The sequence below is a fragment of the Streptomyces sp. NPDC059477 genome (genome assembly GCF_042749375.1).
Classification (GTDB): domain Bacteria; phylum Actinomycetota; class Actinomycetes; order Streptomycetales; family Streptomycetaceae; genus Streptomyces.
The window spans coordinates 73213-92503 of the sequence record NZ_JBHYUG010000003.1; the positions used below are offsets into that span (position 1 = coordinate 73213).

A 19291-nucleotide genomic window follows, 5' to 3' on the forward strand; every position below is an offset into this window, starting at 1 on the left:
ACCGCGTGCAGGGTGCCGCCGAGGGCGGTGACCCGTTCGCGCATGCCGGTCAGGCCGGTGCCGGGGGGTGCGGGGCGGGCGGGGTGCGCGGTGCCGTCGTCGTCCACGTGGACGCCCAGGCGGGACTCGGCGTAGTCGATCCGGACCCGGACCTCGGCCGGGCCCGCGTGGCGGGCGGCGTTGGTGAGGGCCTCCTGGACGATGCGGTACGTGGCGCGCTCGACCGGCGTGGGCAGGGGGCGCTCGGTGCCGGTGATGTCGAGGGCGACGGCGAGGCCCGCCGCGCGGGCGCGTTCGACCAGCAGGGCGGGGGTGCCGGTCGGTTCGTCGGTGCGCAGCACCTCCAGCGTGGCGCGCAGTTCGCGCATCGCCTCGCCGCTGGCCTCCTGGATGGCGAGCAGCGCGGACGGGACCTCCTCGCCTCGCTTGCGGGCCAGATGGGCGGCGACGCCCGCTTGGAGCTTGACGATGGAGATGCTGTGGGTGAGCGAGTCGTGCAGCTCCCGGGCGATCCGCAACCGCTCCTCGCCCGCCCGGCGCAGCGCCGCCTCCTCACGTGTGCGCTCCGCCTCCAGCGCGCGCTGCTCGGTCTGGCGCAGATACGCCTGCCAGTTGCGGTCGGCGAGGCCGGTGACGACAGCGCACAGGAACCAGCCCGCGAGCAGCGCCGCCCGCTCGACGATCTCCCGGGTGCCGGGCCCGGTGAGCACGAACCCGGCGAGGAACACCGCGCCCGCGCCCGCCGCGAGCGCCCGGTGCCCGGCCCGCGCGGCGGTGTGCACGGCGGCCAGCACCGGCAGCGCGGCCAGCGGCCCCGGATGCGCGTGCAGGACGTACGCCGTGCCCGCCGCCGTCGCCACCGCGAGGACCGCGCGCGGCGCCGACCGGTAGCCCGCGAGGACAGCGCTGCCCACGGCGATCAGCAGCCGGTCGACGGCCGTGGTGCCGGGGTCGAAGGCGGCCGTGGTCAGCACCAGGCCACCGACGACGGCCGCGAGCACCGCATCGGCCAGCCGTCCGCGTACGTCCCGCCCCTCAGTCATGTCCGCACCCTAGACCGCCCCACCGGCAGGGGCGTCAGCCCTGTGGACAACTCCCGCACTACTCCCCCCGTAGTAGTCGGCCGCCCGAGCGGCCCGTCGGGAGCAGCGCCGATCGTCATCCCCCGTACGACGCGGCGGGCACCCCGCGGCGGCCAGAGTTCTCGGCATGTCCACACCTTTCCTGCACACCGAACCCCTGCCGCCGAAGTCCGCCACCGGCCGTGTCGCCGAGGTGTACGAGCAGCTCGACCGTGACTTCGGCATCGATGAACCGTCGACCTTCGTGGTCCTGTCCTCCGCCCCGGCGCTTCTCGCCCCCGCCTGGGCGCTGATGCGCGAGTCACTGCTCGCGGGCCCCGGCAGCCGCACCGGCAAGGAGCTGGTGGCGCTCGGGGTGTCCCAGGCCAACAAGTGCCCGTTCTGCGTGACCGCGCACACCGTGCTGCTGCACGCGACCGGCGACCACGCGCTCGCCGAGCGGGTGGCGGGCGGGGGCGCGCCTGTCGATCCCGGGCACGCCCGGCTGCTGGAGTGGGGCAGGCTCACCCGCACGCCGGGCGCGGCGCTGGAGCCGTATCCCTTCCCGCGCGAGGAGGCTCCCGCCTATCTGGGCACCGCGCTGTCCTTCCACTTCATCAACCGGATCGCGTCGGCGCTGCTGAAGGAGACGATGCTGCCGGGCAACGCCGAGCGCTTCCGCGCGGTGCGGTCCCTGGCGGGCCGTTCGCTCTCGTCGGCCGTGCGCAGGCGCCTCACGCCGGGTGCGTCGCTCGCTCTGCTGGACGCGAGCGGCCCGGTGCCGGGCTGGGCGGCCGGCAGCCCGGTCGGAGTGGCCTTCGCCGCGCTGCGCCAGGCCGCGCTGATGGGCGCGAACCTGCTCGACGCCGACGACCAGAGTCTCGTCCAGCGGGCCCTGCGCGGGTGGGACGGTTCGCATCCGTCGCCGGCGCGGCAGGTGTTCCCGGGGCGGGAGGACCGGCCGGGGGCGCGGCTCGCGCTGCTGGCCGCGCTGGCGCCGTACCGGATCACCGAGGAGGACATCACGGCGTGGCGGCGCCCGGAGCACTCGGACCACTGTCTGGTGCATCTGGTGGCGTACGGGGCGTTCCTGGCGGTCGAGCGGATCGAGTCGGCCTGGACCCTCAGCCCGGCGCCCGGCTGAGGGGTCCCAGCCTGGGGCGCCCGGGGACATAACCGGGCACCCCGGGCGTCCCGTTCGGGATTGTGTCACCGGGCCGGTACGCAGCGAGTTCGCACTTCCGCCCCACAGGGACTCGTGTGACACTGGCGTCCCGTCCGCGGTGCGGGCCCCACTCCGCACCCCCACGAGAAGTGTGCGCCGTGCGTTCTCTTCCTCTGCCGCTGACCCTCACCGCGCGGCTCACCCCCGTCGCCGTGCTCGCCCTCGCCGGCTGGGCCATGTCCTCCGGCCCCGACCCGGCCCCGGTCGCCCAGGACAGAACTCCGGAGCCGACCAGCAGCCAGTCGGCCTCGGCGCCGTCCACCACGGCGGTGCCCAAGACGTACGCCACCTCCCCCGCGCCCTGCGACAGCGTGGCCGACAAGACGGTGACGTCGCTGGTGCCGGGTGCCGAGGCGGCCGGCAAGGAGATCCCGTCGACGGACACCGACGTGCGCCGCACCTGTTCCTGGAACGCGCTCAAGGGCTACGACTACCGCTGGCTGGACATCTCCTTCGAGGTGATGGAGTCGGACGCGGAGGCGGAGAAGTACTACAAGGACCGGGTCGCGGAGAAGGACGGCGGCGGTGACGTCCCCGGTCTGGGCGACGCGGCGTACTCCGTGGTCAACCTCACCACCGAGGACGACCAGGACACCCGCGAGGGCACGGTGGTGGTCCGCGCGGCCAACGCCCTGGTGATCATCACCTACAACGGCAGCGACTTCGAGACGAAGGAGGCGCCGAGCACGGACACCATCAACGAGGGCGCCATCAAGGCCGCGAAGGAGGCGGTGGCGACCCTCCAGGACACCGGCGCGTAGGTGTCCTGGAAGGGGCGGTCGAGCGAGAGCGTCGCCCGGAAGCCGATCACGCCATGCGCGGCGGCCCGGCCCCCCCGACCCGGGACAGCGGGGCAGGGGGACCGAGCTGGTGGGGGGCGTTGCCGTGAGCCGCGTGCCGGGCGGTCAGGCGTTGAGGGCGGGGATCACGCGCGAGCCGTACGCGTCGATCACCGTCTCCTGCGCGTCGTGCATGTCGTACACCGCGAACTGGTCGACGCCCAGTGCACGCAGCGCGGTGAGCTTCTCGATGTGCTTCTCGACCGGGCCGATGACACAGAACCGGTCGACGATCTCGTCCGGCACGAACGCGGTGTCGGGATTGTCCGCGCGCCCGTGGTGGGAGTAGTCATAGCCCTCGCGGGCCTTGATGTACTCGGTGAGTTCCGCCGGCACGGCCGCGGAGTGCGCACCGTACTTGGACACCAGGTCGGCCACATGGTTGCCGACCATCCCGCCGAACCACCGGCACTGCTCGCGCGCGTGGGCGAGCGCCTCGGGCGAGTCGTCCGCGGTGACATAGGCGGGCGCGGCGACACAGATCTTCACCTCGGACGGGTCACGTCCGGCGGCGACGGCCGCGTCCTTGACGGCCTTCACCATGTACTCGGTGAGGTAGAGGTCGGCGAGTTGGAGGATGAACCCGTCCGCCTCCTCCCCGGTCATCTTCAGTGCCTTGGGACCGTACGCGGCCATCCATACGGGGAGTTCGGCGCCCGGCTTGATCCAGGGGAACCGGACGACCGTGCCGCCGAGGTCGGCCTCCTCGCCCCGGCCGAGGGCGCGGATGACCTTCATGGCCTCGCTGATCCGGGCCAGGGTGTTGGGCTTGCGGCCCGCCACCCGCATCGCGGAGTCGCCGCGGCCGATACCGCAGACCGTGCGGTTGCCGAACATGTCGTTGAGGGTGGCGAAGGTGGACGCGGTCACCTCCCAGGTGCGGGTGCCGGGGTTGGTGACCATCGGGCCGACCGTCAGCGTCGAGGTACCGGCCAGGATCTGGCTGTAGATCACGAACGGTTCCTGCCAGAGCACGGCCGAGTCGAAGGTCCAGCCGTAGCCGAAGCCGTTGCGTTCGGCCCGCTGCATCAGGGAGATCACCCGCGAGGCGGGCGGGTCGGTCTGGAGCACGAGTCCGAAGTCCAAGGCGCGACTCCCTAAGTGAGGTACTGACAAGTGGACCGGGGGGTGTACACGCCGTGCCCGGCGCGGCCGGTGTACTCCCGCCCGGTGATGACGGGGACGCCCCGCGAGAACACGGTCTCCACCCGGCCGGTGACGCGCTTGCCCTCGTACGCCGAGTAGTCGACGTTCATGTGCTGGGTCTCCACGGACATCACCTGCTCGGCGCGCGGGTCGTAGATCACGATATCCGCGTCGGCGCCGGGCGCGATGGTGCCTTTCTTCGGATACAGGCCGAACATCCGCGCCGGGGTGGCGCAGGCGATCTCGATCCAGCGGCGGCGCGAGATGTGGCCGTCCAGGACGGCCTGGTGGAGCAGGTCCATCCGGTTCTCCACGCCCGGCAGTCCGTTGGGGATCTTCGAGAAGTCGCCGCGGCCCAGTTCCTTCTGTCCGGTGAAGCAGAAGGGGCAGTGGTCGGTGGAGACCACCTGGAGGTCGTTGGTGCGCAGGCCCTGCCAGAGCTTGGCCTGGTGCTCCTTGGGGCGCAGGGGTGTGGAGCAGACGTACTTGGCGCCCTCGAAGCCGGGCTCGGCGAGGTTGTCGGTGGACAGGAACAGATACTGCGGGCAGGTCTCGCCGAAGACGTCGAGGCCCTCGTCGCGGGCGCGGGCCAGCTCGGCGAGCGCCTCCATCGCCGAGACGTGCACGACGTACAGGGGGGCGCCGGCGACCTGGGCGAGGCGGATGGCGCGGTGCGTGGCCTCCGCCTCAAGGAGCGCCTTGCGGACCTCGCCGTGGTAGCGGGGGTCGCGCTCACCGCGGGCCAGTGCCTGCTCGACCAGCACGTCGATCGCGATGCCGTTCTCGGCGTGCATCATGATCAGGCCGCCGTTGTCGGCGGATCTCTGCATGGCGCGCAGGATCTGGCCGTCGTCGCTGTAGAAGACGTTGGGGTAGGCCATGAACTGCTTGAAGGAGGTCACGCCCTCCTGGACCAGGAGGTCCATCTCCTTGAGCGTCCCCTCGTGCACATCGGAGACGATCATGTGGAAGCCGTAGTCGATCGCGCAGTTGCCCTCGGCCTTGGCGTGCCAGGTGTCGAGGCCCTCGCGGAGCGTCCTGCCGACGCTCTGTACGGCGAAGTCGACGATCGTGGTGGTGCCGCCCCAGGCGGCTGCGCGGGTGCCGGTCTCGAAGGTGTCGGAGGCGAAGGTGCCGCCGAAGGGGAGTTCCATGTGGGTGTGGGCGTCCACGCCGCCCGGGATGACGTATTTGCCGGTGGCGTCGATGGTGTGGTCGGCCGTCCAGGCGGTGGCGGCGGGTGTGCCGGTTGCCGCGAGGGCGGCGATTCTGCCGTCTTCGATGAGGATGTCTGCGTGCAGTTCGTCTGCGGCGGTGATGACCAGACCGCCGGTGATGAGGGTGCGGTTGCTCATGGGGCCTCTTCTGCCGGGTTGATGCCGTCGTGAGAGTCGCGGCTGTGGGTGGCTGGTCGCGCAGTTCCCCGCGCCGCTGGGGACGCTGCCCCGCCCGGCGCTGCTAGGGGGCTGTCAGTGGTCCATAGGTGCCCGGCTCGCGGTCCCGGTAGAACTGCCAGCGGTCGCGGACCTCGCGCGGCTTGGCGAGGTCCAGGTCGCGGACGAGCGGTTCGGGTTCCTTGTCGCCGGCGATCTCGCCGACGAACCGGGCCTCGGGGTCCACGAAGTAGCTGGTGCCGTAGAGGTCGTTGTCGCCCGGCTCCTCCACGCCGACCCGGTTGATCGCGCCCACGAAGTACTCGTTGGCGATGGCCGCCGCGGGCTGCTCCAGTTGCCACAGGTAGGCGGAGAGGCCGCGGGAGGTGGCCGACGGGTTGAAGACGGTCTCGGCGCCCGCGAGGCCCAGGGCACGCCGGCCCTCGGGGAAGTGGCGGTCGGTTGCCGGGGGGCCGGACGGGTCGGGGGGATTCAGGGCGGTGGTCATGGCACGTCACGTCCCTCGCTGTGCGGTTACCGCACGCTCCGCAGCGCGTCTTCGAGGATCGCGGCGCCCTCCTCGGCCTCCGCGACGGTCAGGGACAGCGGCGGCGCGATCCTGAGGGCGCTGGTGTTGTGGCCGCCGCCCTTGCCGATCAGCAGTCCGCCGTCGCGGGCCGCCTCCAGTACGGCGGACGCGGCCTCCGGGTCGGCCTCGTCGGTGCCGGGCCGGGTCAGTTCGACGCCGATCATCAGGCCGCGCCCGCGCACCTCCCGTACGGCGGGGATCTGCGCGGCGACGCCCCGCAGCCGTTCGATGAGCAGTCCGCCGACGCGGCGGGCGTTGCCCTGGAGGTCGTGGTCCAGCAGATAGGCGAGATTGGCGAGACCGGCGGCCATGGTGATCTGGGTGCCGCCGAAGGTGGAGATGCTGTTGGAGTCCAGGCAGTTCATGATCTCGGCGCGGGCGATGACCCCGCCGATGGACATGCCGTTGCCGATGCCCTTGGCGAAGGTGACGATGTCGGGCGGGCCGCTGCGGGCGTGTGCCTGCCAGCCCCAGAAGTTCTCGCCGGTACGCCCCCAGCCGGTCTGCACCTCGTCGGCGATCCACAGGATGCCGCGCTCGTGCAGCACCTCACGGAAGGCCGCGTACAGCCCGTCGGGCGGGGAGGTGAAACCGCCGACGCCCTGGATGGGCTCGGCGATCAGCGCGGCGGGCGGGCGGGTGTGGCCGAGCAGGTCCGTGAGGTCGGCGACGCAGGCCGCGATGAACTCGGCGTCGCTGAAGGCGGCGTAGGGCCCGCGCGTGCGCACCCCGCCGTGCACGTACAGCGTCTGGAGCGGGGACAGGGAGGTGGGGGACCAGCCGCGGTTGCCGGTGATACCGACGGCGCTGAAGGAGCGGCCGTGGTAGCTGTTGCGCATCGCCAGGACGGTGTTGCTGCGCCGGTAGGCGGTGGCGAGCAGCAGCGCGGTGTCGTTGGCCTCCGTGCCCGAGGTGGTGAAGAAGACCCGGGCGTCGGGGATGCCGCTGAGCTGGGCGATCCGCTCGGCGAGGTCGACCATCGGCCGGTTGAGGTAGAGCGTCGAGGAGTGCAGGACGCGCCCGGCCTGTTCGCTCACCGCCTTGGTGATCTCGGGCAGGGCGTGGGCGGTCATGGTGGTGAGGATGCCGCCGAAGAAGTCGAGGTAGCGGTTGCCCTCGGCGTCCCAGACGTGGCGGCCCTCGCCGTGGGTGATCTCCAGGGGTTCGTCGTAGTAGAGGGCGAGCCAGTCGGGCAGGACGGCGCGGTGGCGGGCGAGCAGGTCCTTGGTCACGGCTGTACCAGTCCTTCGTAGGCGTCGGGGCGGCGGTCGCGGTAGAAGGCCCACTGCTGCCGCACCTCGTCGATCAGTCCGAGGTCGAGGTCGCGGACGATCAGTTCCTCCTCGGTGTCACTCGCGACCTCCCCCACGAACTGCCCGCGCGGGTCCACGAAATAGCTGGTTCCGTAGAAGTCGTTGTCGCCGTACTCCTCCACACCGACCCGGTTGATGGCGGCGACGAAGTACTCGTTGGCGACCGCCGCGGCCGGCTGCTCCAGTTGCCACAGGTGGGCGGAGAGGCCGCGCGAGGTGGCCGACGGGTTGTAGACCAGTTGGGCGCCGTTGAGGCCGAGTTGCCGCCAGCCCTCCGGGAAGTGCCGGTCGTAGCAGATGTAGACCCCGACCCGGCCGACCGCCGTGTCGAAGACCGGCCAGCCCAGATTGCCGGGCTTGAAGTAGTACTTCTCCCAGAAGCCCTTGACCTGCGGGATGTGATGCTTGCGGTACTTGCCGAGGTAGCTGCCGTCGGCGTCGATCACGGCCGCGGTGTTGTAGTAGAACCCGGACCGCTCGACCTCGAAGACGGGGACGACGATCACCATGCCGGTCTCGCGGGCGAGTTCCCGCGCACGGCGCACGGTGGGCCCGTCGGGCACCGGCTCGGCCCAGCGGTAGTGCTCGCTCTCCTGGACCTGGCAGAAGTAGGGCGCGTTGAAGACTTCCTGGAAGCCGATCACCTGGGCGCCCAGACGGGCCGCCTCCCGGGCGTGTTCCTCGTGTTTGGCCAGCATGGATTCGGTGTCGCCGGTCCAGGTGGCCTGGACCAGAGCGGCACGGACGATGTTCGCCATCGAACTGCTCCTTCGCCGGGACATCAGCCGCTGCGTCCGCTGTCACGTCCGCAGCGTCTGCGTGCGCTGTCACGTCCGCCTCTACGCCCGTAGAAGCGGACGTAGAGGCACGAACGTATGCCCCCGTGCGTGCCTTGCCAAGACCATCGCACGCACGCCGCGGTGTCGACCGCGTTTCGCACTCCGGTGGCCGAGCGGCGCCCGGTCCGCCCGAGTCAGCCCCCGACGCCGGACACGCGCAGCGCGTGCACCAGATCCCAGTAGCGGTCCTCGGACACGCCCCGCGCGGCCTCCAGCAGCAGCGGCACCAGCCGCTCCGGGTCGGCCTCGGCGCTGCGCACCGCCTCCTCCGGGGTCCTTATCCGGACATACGCGTCGAGCAGTACCCGCACCTCCCGGCGATACCCCTCGCCCACCAGCCCGGCCAGCGCACGCCCTATGTCCTCGGCGGGGCGGGCCACCCCCTGCCGCAGGATCTGCTCCCCGTCCGCGTGCCGCCCGGCGGCGGCGAGCACGTCGGCCGCGGTGACCAGCCGCTCGGCGGGCAGCGAGCCCGCCTCCCACAGCAGCGTCGCCCAGTCCGCCGCCATCCCGGCCCGCTCCAGCTCGGCCGCGAGCGGCGGGAAGCGGTCGGCGGGCCAGTGCGCCACCTCCACCAGCAGCGCGTGCGCCTCCCCGCCGCGCCCCTCCCGGCGCAGCCGCACCAGCGCCCGGATGGTGTCGGCGATCTCCTGCGCCGCGGCGGCGTCCAGCCGCCGCACCACGGGCCGGTGCGCCCCCTCCGCCTCCTCGGGAGCCCCGGCGAACCGCGCGCCCCGGGGAGTGGCGGGCGCCTGCGCGGCACTCTGCGGCGCGGGCGTCAGCGCCGGATCGTCGTCACCGCCGGTCTCGGCAATCTCCGGTACGCCCACCGCCTCACCCTCGGCATCAGGCATCCCGGCGAACCGCGCACTGCCCCGGCGCCGCTTCTTGGGTTTGGGGGATCTGGCGGGGTGGGGGGCGGTGTCGGTGGGGTGGGGCGGCTCGGGCCGCGGATCGGTCGCCGGGTCGTGGGTGGGGGTGCGGCCGGTGTCGCGTACGCGGGTGGTGTCGGGTACGGGGGTGTCGGCGGGGTTGGTGGGGTTGCGTACGGCGAGGTTGTCGGGGTTGGTGGTAGCGGAGTTGGTGGTGGCGGTGCGGGAGTTGGGGCCAGGGCCCGTTCGCCGCTCGAACCGGGACACTCCTCCGGCCACCTCGCCGGTCCAGCCCCCGGCGCGGCGGGTGCCGGCGCCGGGCCAGTCGTCGGCGACGGACGGGGCGGGGGCGGACCATCCGTCGGGCGTTCCCGTACCGCCGCCGGACCCTCCGTCCGAGGGTCCCGTGTTCCGGTTCCTGCCGGACCATCCGTCCGCCGGTCCCGGGGCCCCGCCGGACCATCCGTCGGGCGTTCCCGTGCTCCCGCCCGGCCCTTCGTCCCCGCCGGACCCGCCCGCGTCCGCGCCCGACCAGCGATTGCCTCTCACGGCGTCGGGGCCCGGGTGTCCGTGGGGGCCCGCGCCCGGCCATCCGTCGGCACCAGCGCGAGGCCGCCCGTCGGCGTCGGGGGCCGCCCATCTGTCCGCAGCCGCCCCGCCCACGAGCCCGCCGCCCCGACCGCCCCGCACCACACCCTCGTCCGCCCACTCGTCCGCACCCGCGCGAGACCGTCCGCCGGCAAGCGCACCACCCTCATCCGGGCCCGCCCACCTGCCGTCAACCGCCCCGACCGCACGCCCGCCGCCCCGCTTGCCCCTCACGACAGCCGCACCCGCGTCGGGCCCCGACCACCTGTCCACAGCCGCCCCGCCCGCATCCGCGCCCGACCAGCCGCCCGCGCGTCCGTCACCCCGGACCGCAACCGACCCCGACCCCGCGCCCGCACCCGCACCCGCACCCGCACCCGCACCCGCACCCGGCTGACCATCGACCGCGTCGGCCCCATGGCCCCCGCCCCCACCCGCGCCCCCATCCACCCAATCCGCCCCGTCGGCCGACAGCGCCCGCTCCTCGGCCGGGGCCATGGCCGTGGTCGTCGTCGTCCCGGCGGACGGTCCGGGGTCCCGGTCCCCCCGGGTCTGCGTGGGCCGGGGCCGGGCGGTGCGGGCGTGTTCCAGGCGTTGGATGCGCCGGCGGAGTTCGGCGCAGCGGGCGGTGGCGCGTTCGTGGTCGTCGCGGGCCCAGGCGAGGTCGAGGCGCAGGGCGTCGGCCTGGTCGCGGGTGGTGGCGGTGACCAGGGCGCGGCCCAACTGGGCGAGCCGGTCGGCGGCGTAGCGCTGTTCGCGGAGCGTGCCGTCGAGCCGGTCGGCCAGGGCGTCCCGGCCGCCGGGCCGGGTGTCGTAGGCGGTCAGGGCGGCGGTGTGCAGGGGGCGGGCCAGGTCCCGTTCACGGGCGGCGGTGCCGGGCCCGTAGGCGGCGGAGAGGTCCTGGAGGACGGCCTCGACCACGTCCCAGGGCGGCACTTCGCGCCCGTCGGCACAGGCCCGCATGCCGTCGGGGTCGCGCTGCCAGAACACCGCACACCATCCGGCACCCTGATCGAGGCGCGTCAGCAGTCCGCTCAGGTAGTTCCCGAACCCCCGCACCTGACCCGGGAGTTGATCCACAGCCATCGCCCAACTCCTGCACTGCCGGAGCACTTTTGCCTCAGCGAACACCAGTTGTGTTACGGCGTTGCTACGGGGGCTTTTCAGCGGGAGGGCAGGGTTTTCCGGGTGTTCGGGCCGGACACCCGCCGCCGGGGCCCTCCGGCCCTCAGGCGACGGCCGTCACCGGCGCCGGGGCGCAGGCCCGGACCAGTTCGTCCATGGACAGTGCGAGCGCCTCGGCGAGCGCGGCGACGGTGAAGAAGGCGGGGGTCGGGGCCCGCCCGGTCTCGATCTTGCGGAGGGTCTCGGCGGAGAGGCCCGCGCGGGCCGCGATCTCCGCCATGCTGCGGTCGCCGCGGGCCGTCCGCAGCAGCCGGCCGAGCCGCTCGCCGCGTTCACGCTCTTCGGGGGTCAAGGGGGTGCGCACCATGGACCCCATACTAATACCGGTATAGTAATTGGCATGGTGGAGCTGAAGACAGACACATCGATCGACGCCATGCATGCGGCGGGACTGGTCGTCGGGCGTGCCCTGACGGCCGTACGAAACGCCGCTGACGTGGGTGTTTCCCTGCTGGAGCTGGACGAGGTGGCGCGCGGGGTGCTGCGCGAGGCGGGCGCGGGGGCGCCGTTCCTGAACTACCGGCCGCATTTCGCGCCGATCCCGTTCCCGGCGGTCATCTGCGCCTCGGTGAACGACGCGATCGTGCACGGCATCCCGGGCCGCTACCGGCTGCGCGCCGGTGATCTGGTCTCCATCGACTGCGGCGCGGAGCTGGACGGCTGGGTCGGGGACTCGGCGATCAGCTTCGTCGTGGGCCCCGCCCGCCCGGACGATCTGCGGCTGATCGAGACCGCCGAGCGGGCGCTCGCGGCCGGCATCGGGGCGGCCGTCGTGGGCAACCGCATCGGCGACATCGCGCACGCGATCGGCACGGTGTGCCGCGCGGCGGGCTACGGCATCGTGGACGGTTTCGGCGGTCACGGCATCGGCCGCCGTATGCACGAGGACCCGGGGGTCCCCAACGAGGGCCGCCCCGGCCGGGGGATGCGGCTGCGCCACGGCATGGCCCTCGCCATCGAGCCGATGCTGATCGGCAGCGGCTCCGACCACTGGCACACGGCCCCCGACGGCTGGACCCTGAAGACGAACGACGGCTCCCGGGCCGCCCATGTGGAACACACGGTGGCGATCATGGACACCGGCCCGCGCATCCTGACGGAACGGCCGGACGACGCCCTATGAGGGCGACGCCCCGTAGGGGCGCGGGGAACTGCGCGAGAAACCACGACGCTCCCGCACCCGCCGGACAGCACGAGCCCCCTCCCCCGTGAGCGCCCGAATCCCCGGCGGGAGCCCAAACGTGCCCACCCCGCACAATCATGCGAAGGTGTTCAACAGGTACGCACGCCCCCACGCGGAACGGACCTCCCATGACCACCGGTTACCCGCCGAACGGCTCCCCGGACGGGGACCCGTTCGGAGATTTCCTGGCCCGCTTCTTCGGCGGCCCCCGCCCCGCCCCCCGCCAGATCGACATCGGCCGTCTCCTCAGCCCTCCGGCACGGGATCTGGTGCGCGGCGCCGCACAGTACGCCGCCGAGCACGGCAGCCGGGATCTGGACACCGAGCATCTGCTGCGGGCGGCGCTGACGGCGGAGCCGATCCGCGGTCTGCTCACCCGCTCCGGCGCCGACCCCGACGCGCTGGCGTCGCAGATCGACGAGCGGACCGGCCCGGCGCGCCACCCCGAGGCCGCCGCGCCACCGCTGACCTCGCTCTCCCTGACGCCCGCCGTGAAACGCGCCCTGCTGGACGCCCACGACCTGGCGCGGGCCAGCGGCGCCGGGTACATCCGCCCCGAGCATGTCCTGACCGCGCTGGCGGCCAACCCGGACTCGGCGGCGGGGCACATCCTGAACGCGGCCCGGTTCACGCCGAACGGCCTGCCGCCCGAGGCCCCGGACAGCGCGCCGATGGGTGCCGAGCGCCCCGGCCCGTCCACGACGCCGACGCTCGACCGGTACGGGCGTGATCTGACCGGGCTGGCCCGCGCGGGCGGGATCGATCCGGTGATCGGCCGGGACGAGGAGATCGAGCAGACCATCGAGGTGCTGTCCCGGCGCGGCAAGAACAACCCGGTGCTGATCGGGGACGCGGGCGTCGGCAAGACGGCGATCGTGGAGGGCCTGGCCCAGCGGATCGCGGAGGGGGACGTACCCGATGTGCTGGCCGGCCGGCGGGTGGTGGCGCTGGACCTGACCGGCCTGGTCGCCGGCACCCGCTACCGGGGCGACTTCGAGGAGCGCCTGAACAACGTCGTCGGCGAGATCCGCGCCCACTCCGACCAGCTGATCATCTTCATCGACGAGCTGCACACGGTGGTCGGCGCGGGCGGCGGGGGCGAGACCGGCTCGCTGGACGCGGGCAACATCCTCAAGCCCGCGCTGGCCCGGGGCGAGCTGCACATCGTGGGCGCGACCACGCTGGAGGAGTACCGCAGGATCGAGAAGGACGCGGCGCTGGCCCGCCGCTTCCAGCCGATCCTGGTGCCGGAGCCGACCCCCGCCGACGCGCTGGAGATCCTGCGCGGCCTGCGCGACCGGTACGAGGCCCATCACCAGGTCCGCTACACCGACGAGGCCCTCGACGCGGCCGTCGAGCTGTCCGACCGCTATCTCACCGATCGCCGGCTGCCGGACAAGGCGATCGACCTGATCGACCAGGCGGGCGCCCGGGTCCGGCTGCGCGCGCGCACCAAGGGCACGGACGTCCGGGCGCTGGAGCGCGAGGCGGAGCGGCTGACCCGGGAGAAGGACCAGGCGGTCACGGACGAGAAGTACGAGGACGCCACCCGGCTACGGGACCGGATCGCCGAGCTGAAGGCGCGGATGGCGCAGGCGTCCGGCGGGATCGAGGCCGACGAGGGCCGGCATCTGGAGGTGACCGGCGAGGACATCGCGGAGGTGGTGTCGCGGCTGACCGGCGTCCCGGTGTCCCGGCTCACCGAGGAGGAGAAGGACCGTCTGCTGGGCCTGGAGGAGCATCTGCACCGCCGGGTGATCGGCCAGGACGAGGCGGTGCGGGCCGTCTCCGACGCGGTGCTGCGCTCCCGCGCGGGGCTCGCCAGCCCGGACCGCCCGATCGGCAGCTTCCTGTTCCTGGGCCCGACGGGCGTGGGCAAGACGGAGCTGGCGCGCGCCCTGGCGGAGGCCCTGTTCGGCAGCGAGGACCGGATGGTGCGGCTGGACATGAGCGAGTACCAGGAGCGCCACACGGTCAGCCGGCTGGTCGGCGCCCCGCCCGGCTATGTCGGTCACGAGGAGGCGGGCCAGCTGACCGAGGCGGTCCGCCGCCACCCCTACTCGCTGCTCCTGCTGGACGAGGTGGAGAAGGCCCACCCCGATGTCTTCAACATCCTCCTCCAGGTCCTGGACGACGGGCGGCTCACCGATTCCCAGGGCCGCACGGTCGACTTCACCAACACCGTCATCGTGATGACCAGCAACCTCGGTTCGGAGGCGATCGGGCGGCGCGGCGCGGGGGTCGGCTTCGGGTCGGGCGGCGGCGACGCCGAGGCCGACGAGGAGGCCCGGCGCGAGCAGATCCTGCGCCCGCTGCGCGATCACTTCCGCCCGGAGTTCCTCAACCGCATCGACGAGATCGTGGTCTTCCGCCGCCTGACCGCGCCGCAGCTCCACGAGATCACCGATCTCCTCCTGGAACGCACCCGCCGCCTCCTGCACGCCCAGGACATCACGGTCGACTTCACCCCCACCGCCGTCGACTGGCTCTCCCGCCAGGGCTACCAGCCCGAATACGGCGCCCGCCCCTTGCGCCGCACCATCCAACGAGAGGTCGACAACCAACTCTCCCGCCGCCTCCTGAACGGCGAACTGAAGGAGGGCGACGCGGTAACGGTCGACGTGAGGGAGAACCACCTGGACTTCCAAACACCGGGACGGCCAACCCCTTAGGGGCGCGGGGCCGTGTCGATATGCGGCTCCGCCGCGCGGGCGTGACCAGCCACAGCTCACCCGCACCCGACCAAGCCCCCCCGTCGCCGGCTACCGCACCGGCCGCACCACCATCGCCGATCCCCCACCCCTTCGTACGGTCTCCGCCGCAGCGACCCACTTCCCATCAGGCAGCCGCTGCACAGCCGTCGCCGCCCCGATCTCGGGATTCACCCGGAAGGAATGCCCGATCCCCTCCAACTCCCCCCGCACGGCATCGCCGTACAGCCCCGGCTCCAGCTCGGTCAGCGCAGCGTTCCGCTGACTCGCGCGCGGCGCCGCGATGGCGTCGACCAGCGGCAACCCCCGGTCGAGCACCCCGGTCAGCGTCTGGAGCACGGTCGTGATGATGGTCGAACCGCCCGGCGACCCGAGCGCCACGACCGGCTTGCCCCGCTGGTCGAGGACGATCGTCGGGGCCATGGAGGACCGGGGCCGCTTCCCGGGACCGGGCAGGTTCGGGTCGTGGACCGCCGGGTTGGCGGGCGCGAAGGAGAAGTCGGTCAGCTCGTTGTTGAGCAGGAACCCGCGCCCCGGCACGGTGATCCCGCTGCCGCCGGTCTGCTCGATGGTGAGCGTGTAGGAGACGACGTTGCCCCACTTGTCGGCGGCCGTCAGATGCGTGGTGCTCTCGCCCTCGTACGTCGTCGGCGCCGCCGTCCCCCCGGCCGCGCAGGCGGCGGGGTCGCGCGGGTCGCCCGGGGCGAGCGGGCTGGTGAGCACCGCGTCGTCCTTGATCAGGCACGCGCGCGAGTCGGCGTACCGCTGGGAGAGGAGTTCCTTCGTCGGTACGTCCTCGAACGCCGGGTCCCCGACCCACCGCCCCCGGTCCGCGAACGCGATCCGGCTGGCCTCGATGAACCGGTGCAGATACTCGGCCTCGGTCGCCTCCGAGAGGTCCGTCCGCTCCAGGATGTTCAGCGCCTCGCCGACCGTGGTGCCGCCGGAGGAGGACGGCGCCATGGAGTACACGTCGAGCCCGCGGTACGACGTCTTCGTCGGCGCCTGGGACTTGGTGCGGTAGGCGGAGAGGTCCTTGGCGGTGAGGTCGCCGGGGCGGGCGTTCCAGCCGGAGGCGGGGTCGACGGGCGGTGCGTTGACGGTGTCGACGATGTCCTCGGCGAGATCGCCCCGGTACAGCTCGCCGACGCCCTCGCGGGCGAGTTCGGCGTAGGTGCGGGCGAGGTCCGGGTTCTTGAACGTCGAGCCGACGACGGGGAGTTGCCCGCCGGGCAGGAACAGTTCGGTGGTGTCGGGGAAGTAGCGGAAGCGGGTCTCGTTGCTCGCCGTCTGGTCGCGGAAGGTCTGGTCCACGGTGAAGCCGTCGCGGGCGAGTCTCTCGGCGGGGCGCAGCAGGGTGCCCAGGCGTTCGCTGCCCCACTTGTCGAGGGCGGTCTGCCAGGTGAGCGGGGTGCCGGGGGTGCCGACGGCCAGGCCGCTGCTGACCGCCTCGGTGAACGGGACCGGCTTGCCGTTCTCCAGGAAGAGATCGGATCCGGCGCTCAGGGGCGCGGTCTCCCGGCCGTCGATGGTGTGCACCTTGCGGGACTTGGCGTCGTAGTAGACGAAGTAGCCGCCGCCGCCGATGCCCGCGGAGTAGGGCTCGGTGACGCCAAGCGCGGCGGCCGTGGCGACGGCGGCGTCCACGGCGTTGCCGCCCTGTCGGAGGACCTCGATCCCGGCGGCGGTGGCGTCGGCGTCGACGCTGGCGACCGCTCCGCCGTGGCCGACGGCGACCGGGACCTTGGGTGCCGGGTCCTTGCCCGTCGTGGGCGGCGCGGCGGCGCCCACGGAGACGACGGCGGCCGAGACCGCCAGGACCGACAGGTGCCGCAGGTGCCGAAGTTGCCTCGGTTGCTGCGGAGTCCGCGGCTTCGGCGCGACAGGACGGGGCATTCGACCTCCAGTGAGGGACCGTCCGGGCAGCCTAATGGATGGGCATGCCCGCGTCAGGAGCACCACTCCGGCCACCCCGGCACCGGCTTCTCGCCCACTGTCGAACACAGGTTTGCCCCGGACCGCTAACATGCGCGCCCATGAATGACGACGTGCGCAACATCGTCCTCGGTGTGATAGCCGCCGGCCTGTCCGCGTCGCTCGGCTGGCTGGCCCGCACCTATCTGTCCCGGCGCAGGCTCCGGCGCAAGCAGGCGTTCTTCGGCCTTCCGGACAACTCGGAATCGCTGCTGGTGGTGAATCGCAGCGCGGGCGGGCCCGAACTGACGGTGGGCAGGCACGATGTGTTCGCCCTGCTGGAACTCTCCGCCCTGATCAAGGACTGCAACGCCGCCGCGCAGATCGTCGCGCACGATGGGGCGCGGCAGGGTTTCGGTGAGCGCACCGAGTTCTGCGTCGGCGGACCCGCCTCCAATCGCCGCATGGTGGCCCACCTCGCATCCCTGCTGCCGGGGGTGCGGATGAACGTGGACACCGAGCCCGGCCCGGACCAGGGCGCCTTCCAGATCGGCGGCGAGCGCTACCGGCTGGAGCTAGGCCGCCAGGAGTACGCGATCCTGGCGCGGCTGACGGCCGGTCAGCGCGGGGACGTACGGCCGGTGTTCCTGTTCTGCGGGCAGCGCTCGATCGACAACCAGGCGGCGACCCGCTATCTGGCCCGCAACCACGAACGCCTCGCCCGCAAGTACGGCGGCAACACCTTCGTCCTCCTGCTGAAGGTGGTCAACTCCCAGGCGTACGGCCCCGACGTGGTGGAGCTGGTGGCGGACGTCACCCGCGAGGCCCAGTCCCCCTTGCCGACGACGGCCCTGGAACCGGCCCCGACCCGGACGTCACATCGGGCGCAGCCCTGAGGGGGCACGAGGGGACCTGGGGGACCTGCGGGACCTGGGGAACGTGGAGGGACGTGGGGAACGTGGAGGGAGGGGGCAGCCGCACGGTGCGGAGGGCCCGGTGGCTCCGCCACATGACCCTCCGCACCGCACGCCGGGCGCACGCGCCGAACGCCGCTCCTTCTCCCACGGAGATCCATCAGAAGGGCCCTGGTCGCCGACACGGTCGACCCGCTCCACATCGAGCACAACCCGTCCGGCGCGCGGCTGACCTTCTCCTCGCCCGCGAACGACCCGTCGTACGTGTCGATTCCGCTGCGCGAGCAGTGATCTCCGGCCGCTGCCGGGCGGACACGGCGCTGCGACATCTCCGCCGGCCCCACTTGGGCCTTGCCAGGACCTGACAGGCCCCGACAGGCCCCGACAAGGCCTAGGGGCCGTGCGGGAACTCCCCGCCGGGCAGCAGCGCCCGCGGTTCGGCCCCGGACCTGCGGCGGCGCGCGGCCGGGGGCGGATCGTCAAGGAACATGGCGGCACTCCCCCGTCAGTGCGTGCGGAACCCGGGGTTCCGCAGCTCGATCAAAGGATCGATGACCATACGCAGCCCTACTCCGCTCTCCGCTGAGTCGTGGTTGCCGCAAACTATCCAGACGCGATCGGAGTTGACTCACGACACGCACTTTTCGGGCATAAGCCGTATTTAACTCGATCTTAAGGCCAGGGCTTCACGCCTCGGCAACCTCCGCGTACAGCTGGGACAGTTCCGGGACCCCGCTGGCCGCCCACTCGTGCCCATCGGTCACCACGTCGAACTCCCGGCCCGAGGCCAGCCGTACCACCGGCTGTCCGCTCGGCCAGAGGTTCCAGGCCGCGCCCTCGACGGTCCGCACGATGACCGTGCCCAGATAGAGACCGGCGTCGGTGCCGAGCCAGATCAGCGTCTCCTCGTCGTCGCGCCAGCGCGGCAGCAACTGATCGAGCGCCGCCAGCGACTCCGCGGAGTCGTCGAGGGCCACCCCCGCGGAGCCGGCCTGGCGGCGCAGCAGCTCGCATTCGGCGAGCAGATCGCTGAGCCCCGCGAGATCGCGCACCCCCTCGCCGCCGGAGGCCACCGCCACCGAGCCGGAGTCGCCCTGGCGCTTGCGGTGCCTGCCGCTGAGGAAAGGGATGTTCATACCGCCAGCGTGTCATTCGTACCCCCGTACGCACCACAGGCGCGCGGATCCTGGCGACCGGTCGATTTCCCGCCCGCCCGGGGCATGGCGCGTTGACGCCTCCCCGACCGCTGCCTACGGTCGCGTTGCGCAGCCCGTCGCACCGCCTGCGACATGGCCGCAGGGGGGCGCGGGACCAGTCGCACAGTGCTCGGGAGGGTCGGTTGACGGACCTAGGCAGGCGACGGCCGGTACCCCGAAAGGGACCGGACAGGGCGTACGGAATCCCGCGCGGCCCGGCACTGGGCATCGCCGCCGCGCTGATCCTCGTCGGCGCCCTCGTGCCGCTGTCCCCGGCGTCCCCCGCGCGCGCCGCACACCGTGACGCGGGCGCGCTGCCCAGCGGGGAGTTTTAGCAAATTGT

The 19291-nt window shown here is 72.8% G+C and carries 15 protein-coding genes and 1 pseudogene; 6 read left to right on the top strand and 10 right to left on the bottom strand.

Annotated elements, in window-relative coordinates; all coding sequences use genetic code 11:
- The coding region (locus ACFXAZ_RS02335; RefSeq protein ID WP_384583787.1) for a sensor histidine kinase at positions 1-1043 on the bottom strand (1043 nt) is incomplete at its 3' end.
- Between the two features lie 166 nt (positions 1044-1209).
- On the opposite strand from ACFXAZ_RS02335, the gene ACFXAZ_RS02340 reads away from it, so the two are divergent.
- Together ACFXAZ_RS02340 and ACFXAZ_RS02345 are read left to right on the top strand one after the other, a co-directional pair.
- The gene (locus ACFXAZ_RS02340) at positions 1210-2205 is read left to right on the top strand and encodes a carboxymuconolactone decarboxylase family protein (RefSeq protein WP_384583790.1); all 996 of its coding nucleotides are present in this window, start codon (positions 1210-1212) and stop codon (positions 2203-2205) included.
- 179 nt (positions 2206-2384) lie between these two features.
- Complete coding sequence (locus tag ACFXAZ_RS02345) at positions 2385-3047, top strand: hypothetical protein (RefSeq protein WP_384583793.1); 663 nt, start codon at positions 2385-2387, stop codon at positions 3045-3047.
- Between the two features lie 144 nt (positions 3048-3191).
- On the opposite strand, the gene ACFXAZ_RS02350 is transcribed toward ACFXAZ_RS02345, so the two are convergent.
- The 7 genes and pseudogenes from ACFXAZ_RS02350 to ACFXAZ_RS02380 all read right to left on the bottom strand — a co-directional run bounded on the left by ACFXAZ_RS02350 (position 3192) and on the right by ACFXAZ_RS02380 (position 11337).
- Complete coding sequence (locus tag ACFXAZ_RS02350) at positions 3192-4211, bottom strand: TIGR03842 family LLM class F420-dependent oxidoreductase (RefSeq protein ID WP_384583796.1); 1020 nt, start codon at positions 4209-4211, stop codon at positions 3192-3194.
- Between the two features lie 11 nt (positions 4212-4222).
- Positions 4223-5626, bottom strand: coding sequence for a dihydropyrimidinase (gene hydA / locus ACFXAZ_RS02355; RefSeq protein ID WP_384583799.1), 1404 nt, complete (start codon positions 5624-5626; stop codon positions 4223-4225).
- 103 nt (positions 5627-5729) lie between these two features.
- Positions 5730-6104, bottom strand: a pseudogene (locus ACFXAZ_RS02360) (nitrilase-related carbon-nitrogen hydrolase); the annotation flags it as partial.
- Positions 6105-6178: 74 nt separating this feature from the next.
- Positions 6179-7465: an aspartate aminotransferase family protein gene (locus tag ACFXAZ_RS02365; RefSeq protein WP_384583802.1), complete on the bottom strand. Its 1287-nt coding sequence runs from the start codon at positions 7463-7465 to the stop codon at positions 6179-6181.
- Positions 7462-8304: a nitrilase-related carbon-nitrogen hydrolase gene (locus ACFXAZ_RS02370; protein WP_384583805.1), complete on the bottom strand. Its 843-nt coding sequence runs from the start codon at positions 8302-8304 to the stop codon at positions 7462-7464. Before ACFXAZ_RS02370 ends, ACFXAZ_RS02365 begins: the two co-directional genes overlap by 4 nt.
- A gap of 215 nt (positions 8305-8519) precedes the next feature.
- Positions 8520-10931 (bottom strand): hypothetical protein, encoded by a 2412-nt coding sequence (locus ACFXAZ_RS02375; RefSeq protein WP_384583808.1) that lies wholly within the window; start codon positions 10929-10931, stop codon positions 8520-8522.
- Between the two features lie 142 nt (positions 10932-11073).
- Entirely contained in the window at positions 11074-11337 is a 264-nt protein-coding gene (locus ACFXAZ_RS02380) for a helix-turn-helix domain-containing protein (protein ID WP_384583811.1), read from the bottom strand.
- A gap of 33 nt (positions 11338-11370) precedes the next feature.
- Here ACFXAZ_RS02380 and map point away from each other — a divergent pair, with 33 nt between their 5' ends.
- Together map and ACFXAZ_RS02390 are read left to right on the top strand one after the other, a co-directional pair.
- The gene (map, locus tag ACFXAZ_RS02385; RefSeq protein WP_384583814.1) at positions 11371-12153 is read left to right on the top strand and encodes a type I methionyl aminopeptidase; all 783 of its coding nucleotides are present in this window, start codon (positions 11371-11373) and stop codon (positions 12151-12153) included.
- Between the two features lie 188 nt (positions 12154-12341).
- Positions 12342-14885: an ATP-dependent Clp protease ATP-binding subunit gene (locus tag ACFXAZ_RS02390; RefSeq protein WP_384583817.1), complete on the top strand. Its 2544-nt coding sequence runs from the start codon at positions 12342-12344 to the stop codon at positions 14883-14885.
- A gap of 90 nt (positions 14886-14975) precedes the next feature.
- Here the strand turns inward: ACFXAZ_RS02390 and ggt are convergent, their stop codons facing one another.
- Positions 14976-16820, bottom strand: a complete 1845-nt coding sequence (ggt, locus tag ACFXAZ_RS02395; RefSeq protein ID WP_384583820.1) for a gamma-glutamyltransferase — start codon at positions 16818-16820, stop codon at positions 14976-14978.
- 140 nt (positions 16821-16960) lie between these two features.
- Between ggt and ACFXAZ_RS02400 the strand changes: the two genes are divergently transcribed.
- The gene (locus ACFXAZ_RS02400) at positions 16961-17734 is read left to right on the top strand and encodes a hypothetical protein (RefSeq protein ID WP_384583823.1); all 774 of its coding nucleotides are present in this window, start codon (positions 16961-16963) and stop codon (positions 17732-17734) included.
- A 704-nt stretch (positions 17735-18438) separates the two neighbouring features.
- On the opposite strand, the gene ACFXAZ_RS02405 is transcribed toward ACFXAZ_RS02400, so the two are convergent.
- Complete coding sequence (locus ACFXAZ_RS02405; protein WP_384583826.1) at positions 18439-18888, bottom strand: DUF6278 family protein; 450 nt, start codon at positions 18886-18888, stop codon at positions 18439-18441.
- A 203-nt stretch (positions 18889-19091) separates the two neighbouring features.
- Here ACFXAZ_RS02405 and ACFXAZ_RS02410 point away from each other — a divergent pair, with 203 nt between their 5' ends.
- Positions 19092-19283, top strand: a complete 192-nt coding sequence (locus tag ACFXAZ_RS02410) for a hypothetical protein (RefSeq protein ID WP_384583829.1) — start codon at positions 19092-19094, stop codon at positions 19281-19283.
- Positions 19284-19291: the final 8 nt, after the last annotated feature.

What these genes read in the sequence shown, in the direction of transcription:
- ACFXAZ_RS02340 (WP_384583790.1), top strand. Translation starts at nt 1,210, where the DNA reads ATGTCCACACCTTTCCTGCACACCGAACCCCTGCCGCCGAAGTCCGCC.
- hydA (WP_384583799.1), bottom strand. Translation starts at nt 5,626, where the DNA reads ATGAGCAACCGCACCCTCATCACCGGCGGTCTGGTCATCACCGCCGCA.
- ACFXAZ_RS02370 (WP_384583805.1), bottom strand. Translation starts at nt 8,304, where the DNA reads ATGGCGAACATCGTCCGTGCCGCTCTGGTCCAGGCCACCTGGACCGGC.
- ACFXAZ_RS02375 (WP_384583808.1), bottom strand. Translation starts at nt 10,931, where the DNA reads ATGGCTGTGGATCAACTCCCGGGTCAGGTGCGGGGGTTCGGGAACTAC.
- ACFXAZ_RS02380 (WP_384583811.1), bottom strand. Translation starts at nt 11,337, where the DNA reads ATGGTGCGCACCCCCTTGACCCCCGAAGAGCGTGAACGCGGCGAGCGG.
- map (WP_384583814.1), top strand. Translation starts at nt 11,371, where the DNA reads ATGGTGGAGCTGAAGACAGACACATCGATCGACGCCATGCATGCGGCG.
- ACFXAZ_RS02390 (WP_384583817.1), top strand. Translation starts at nt 12,342, where the DNA reads ATGACCACCGGTTACCCGCCGAACGGCTCCCCGGACGGGGACCCGTTC.
- ggt (WP_384583820.1), bottom strand. Translation starts at nt 16,820, where the DNA reads ATGCCCCGTCCTGTCGCGCCGAAGCCGCGGACTCCGCAGCAACCGAGG.
- ACFXAZ_RS02400 (WP_384583823.1), top strand. Translation starts at nt 16,961, where the DNA reads ATGAATGACGACGTGCGCAACATCGTCCTCGGTGTGATAGCCGCCGGC.
- ACFXAZ_RS02405 (WP_384583826.1), bottom strand. Translation starts at nt 18,888, where the DNA reads ATGAACATCCCTTTCCTCAGCGGCAGGCACCGCAAGCGCCAGGGCGAC.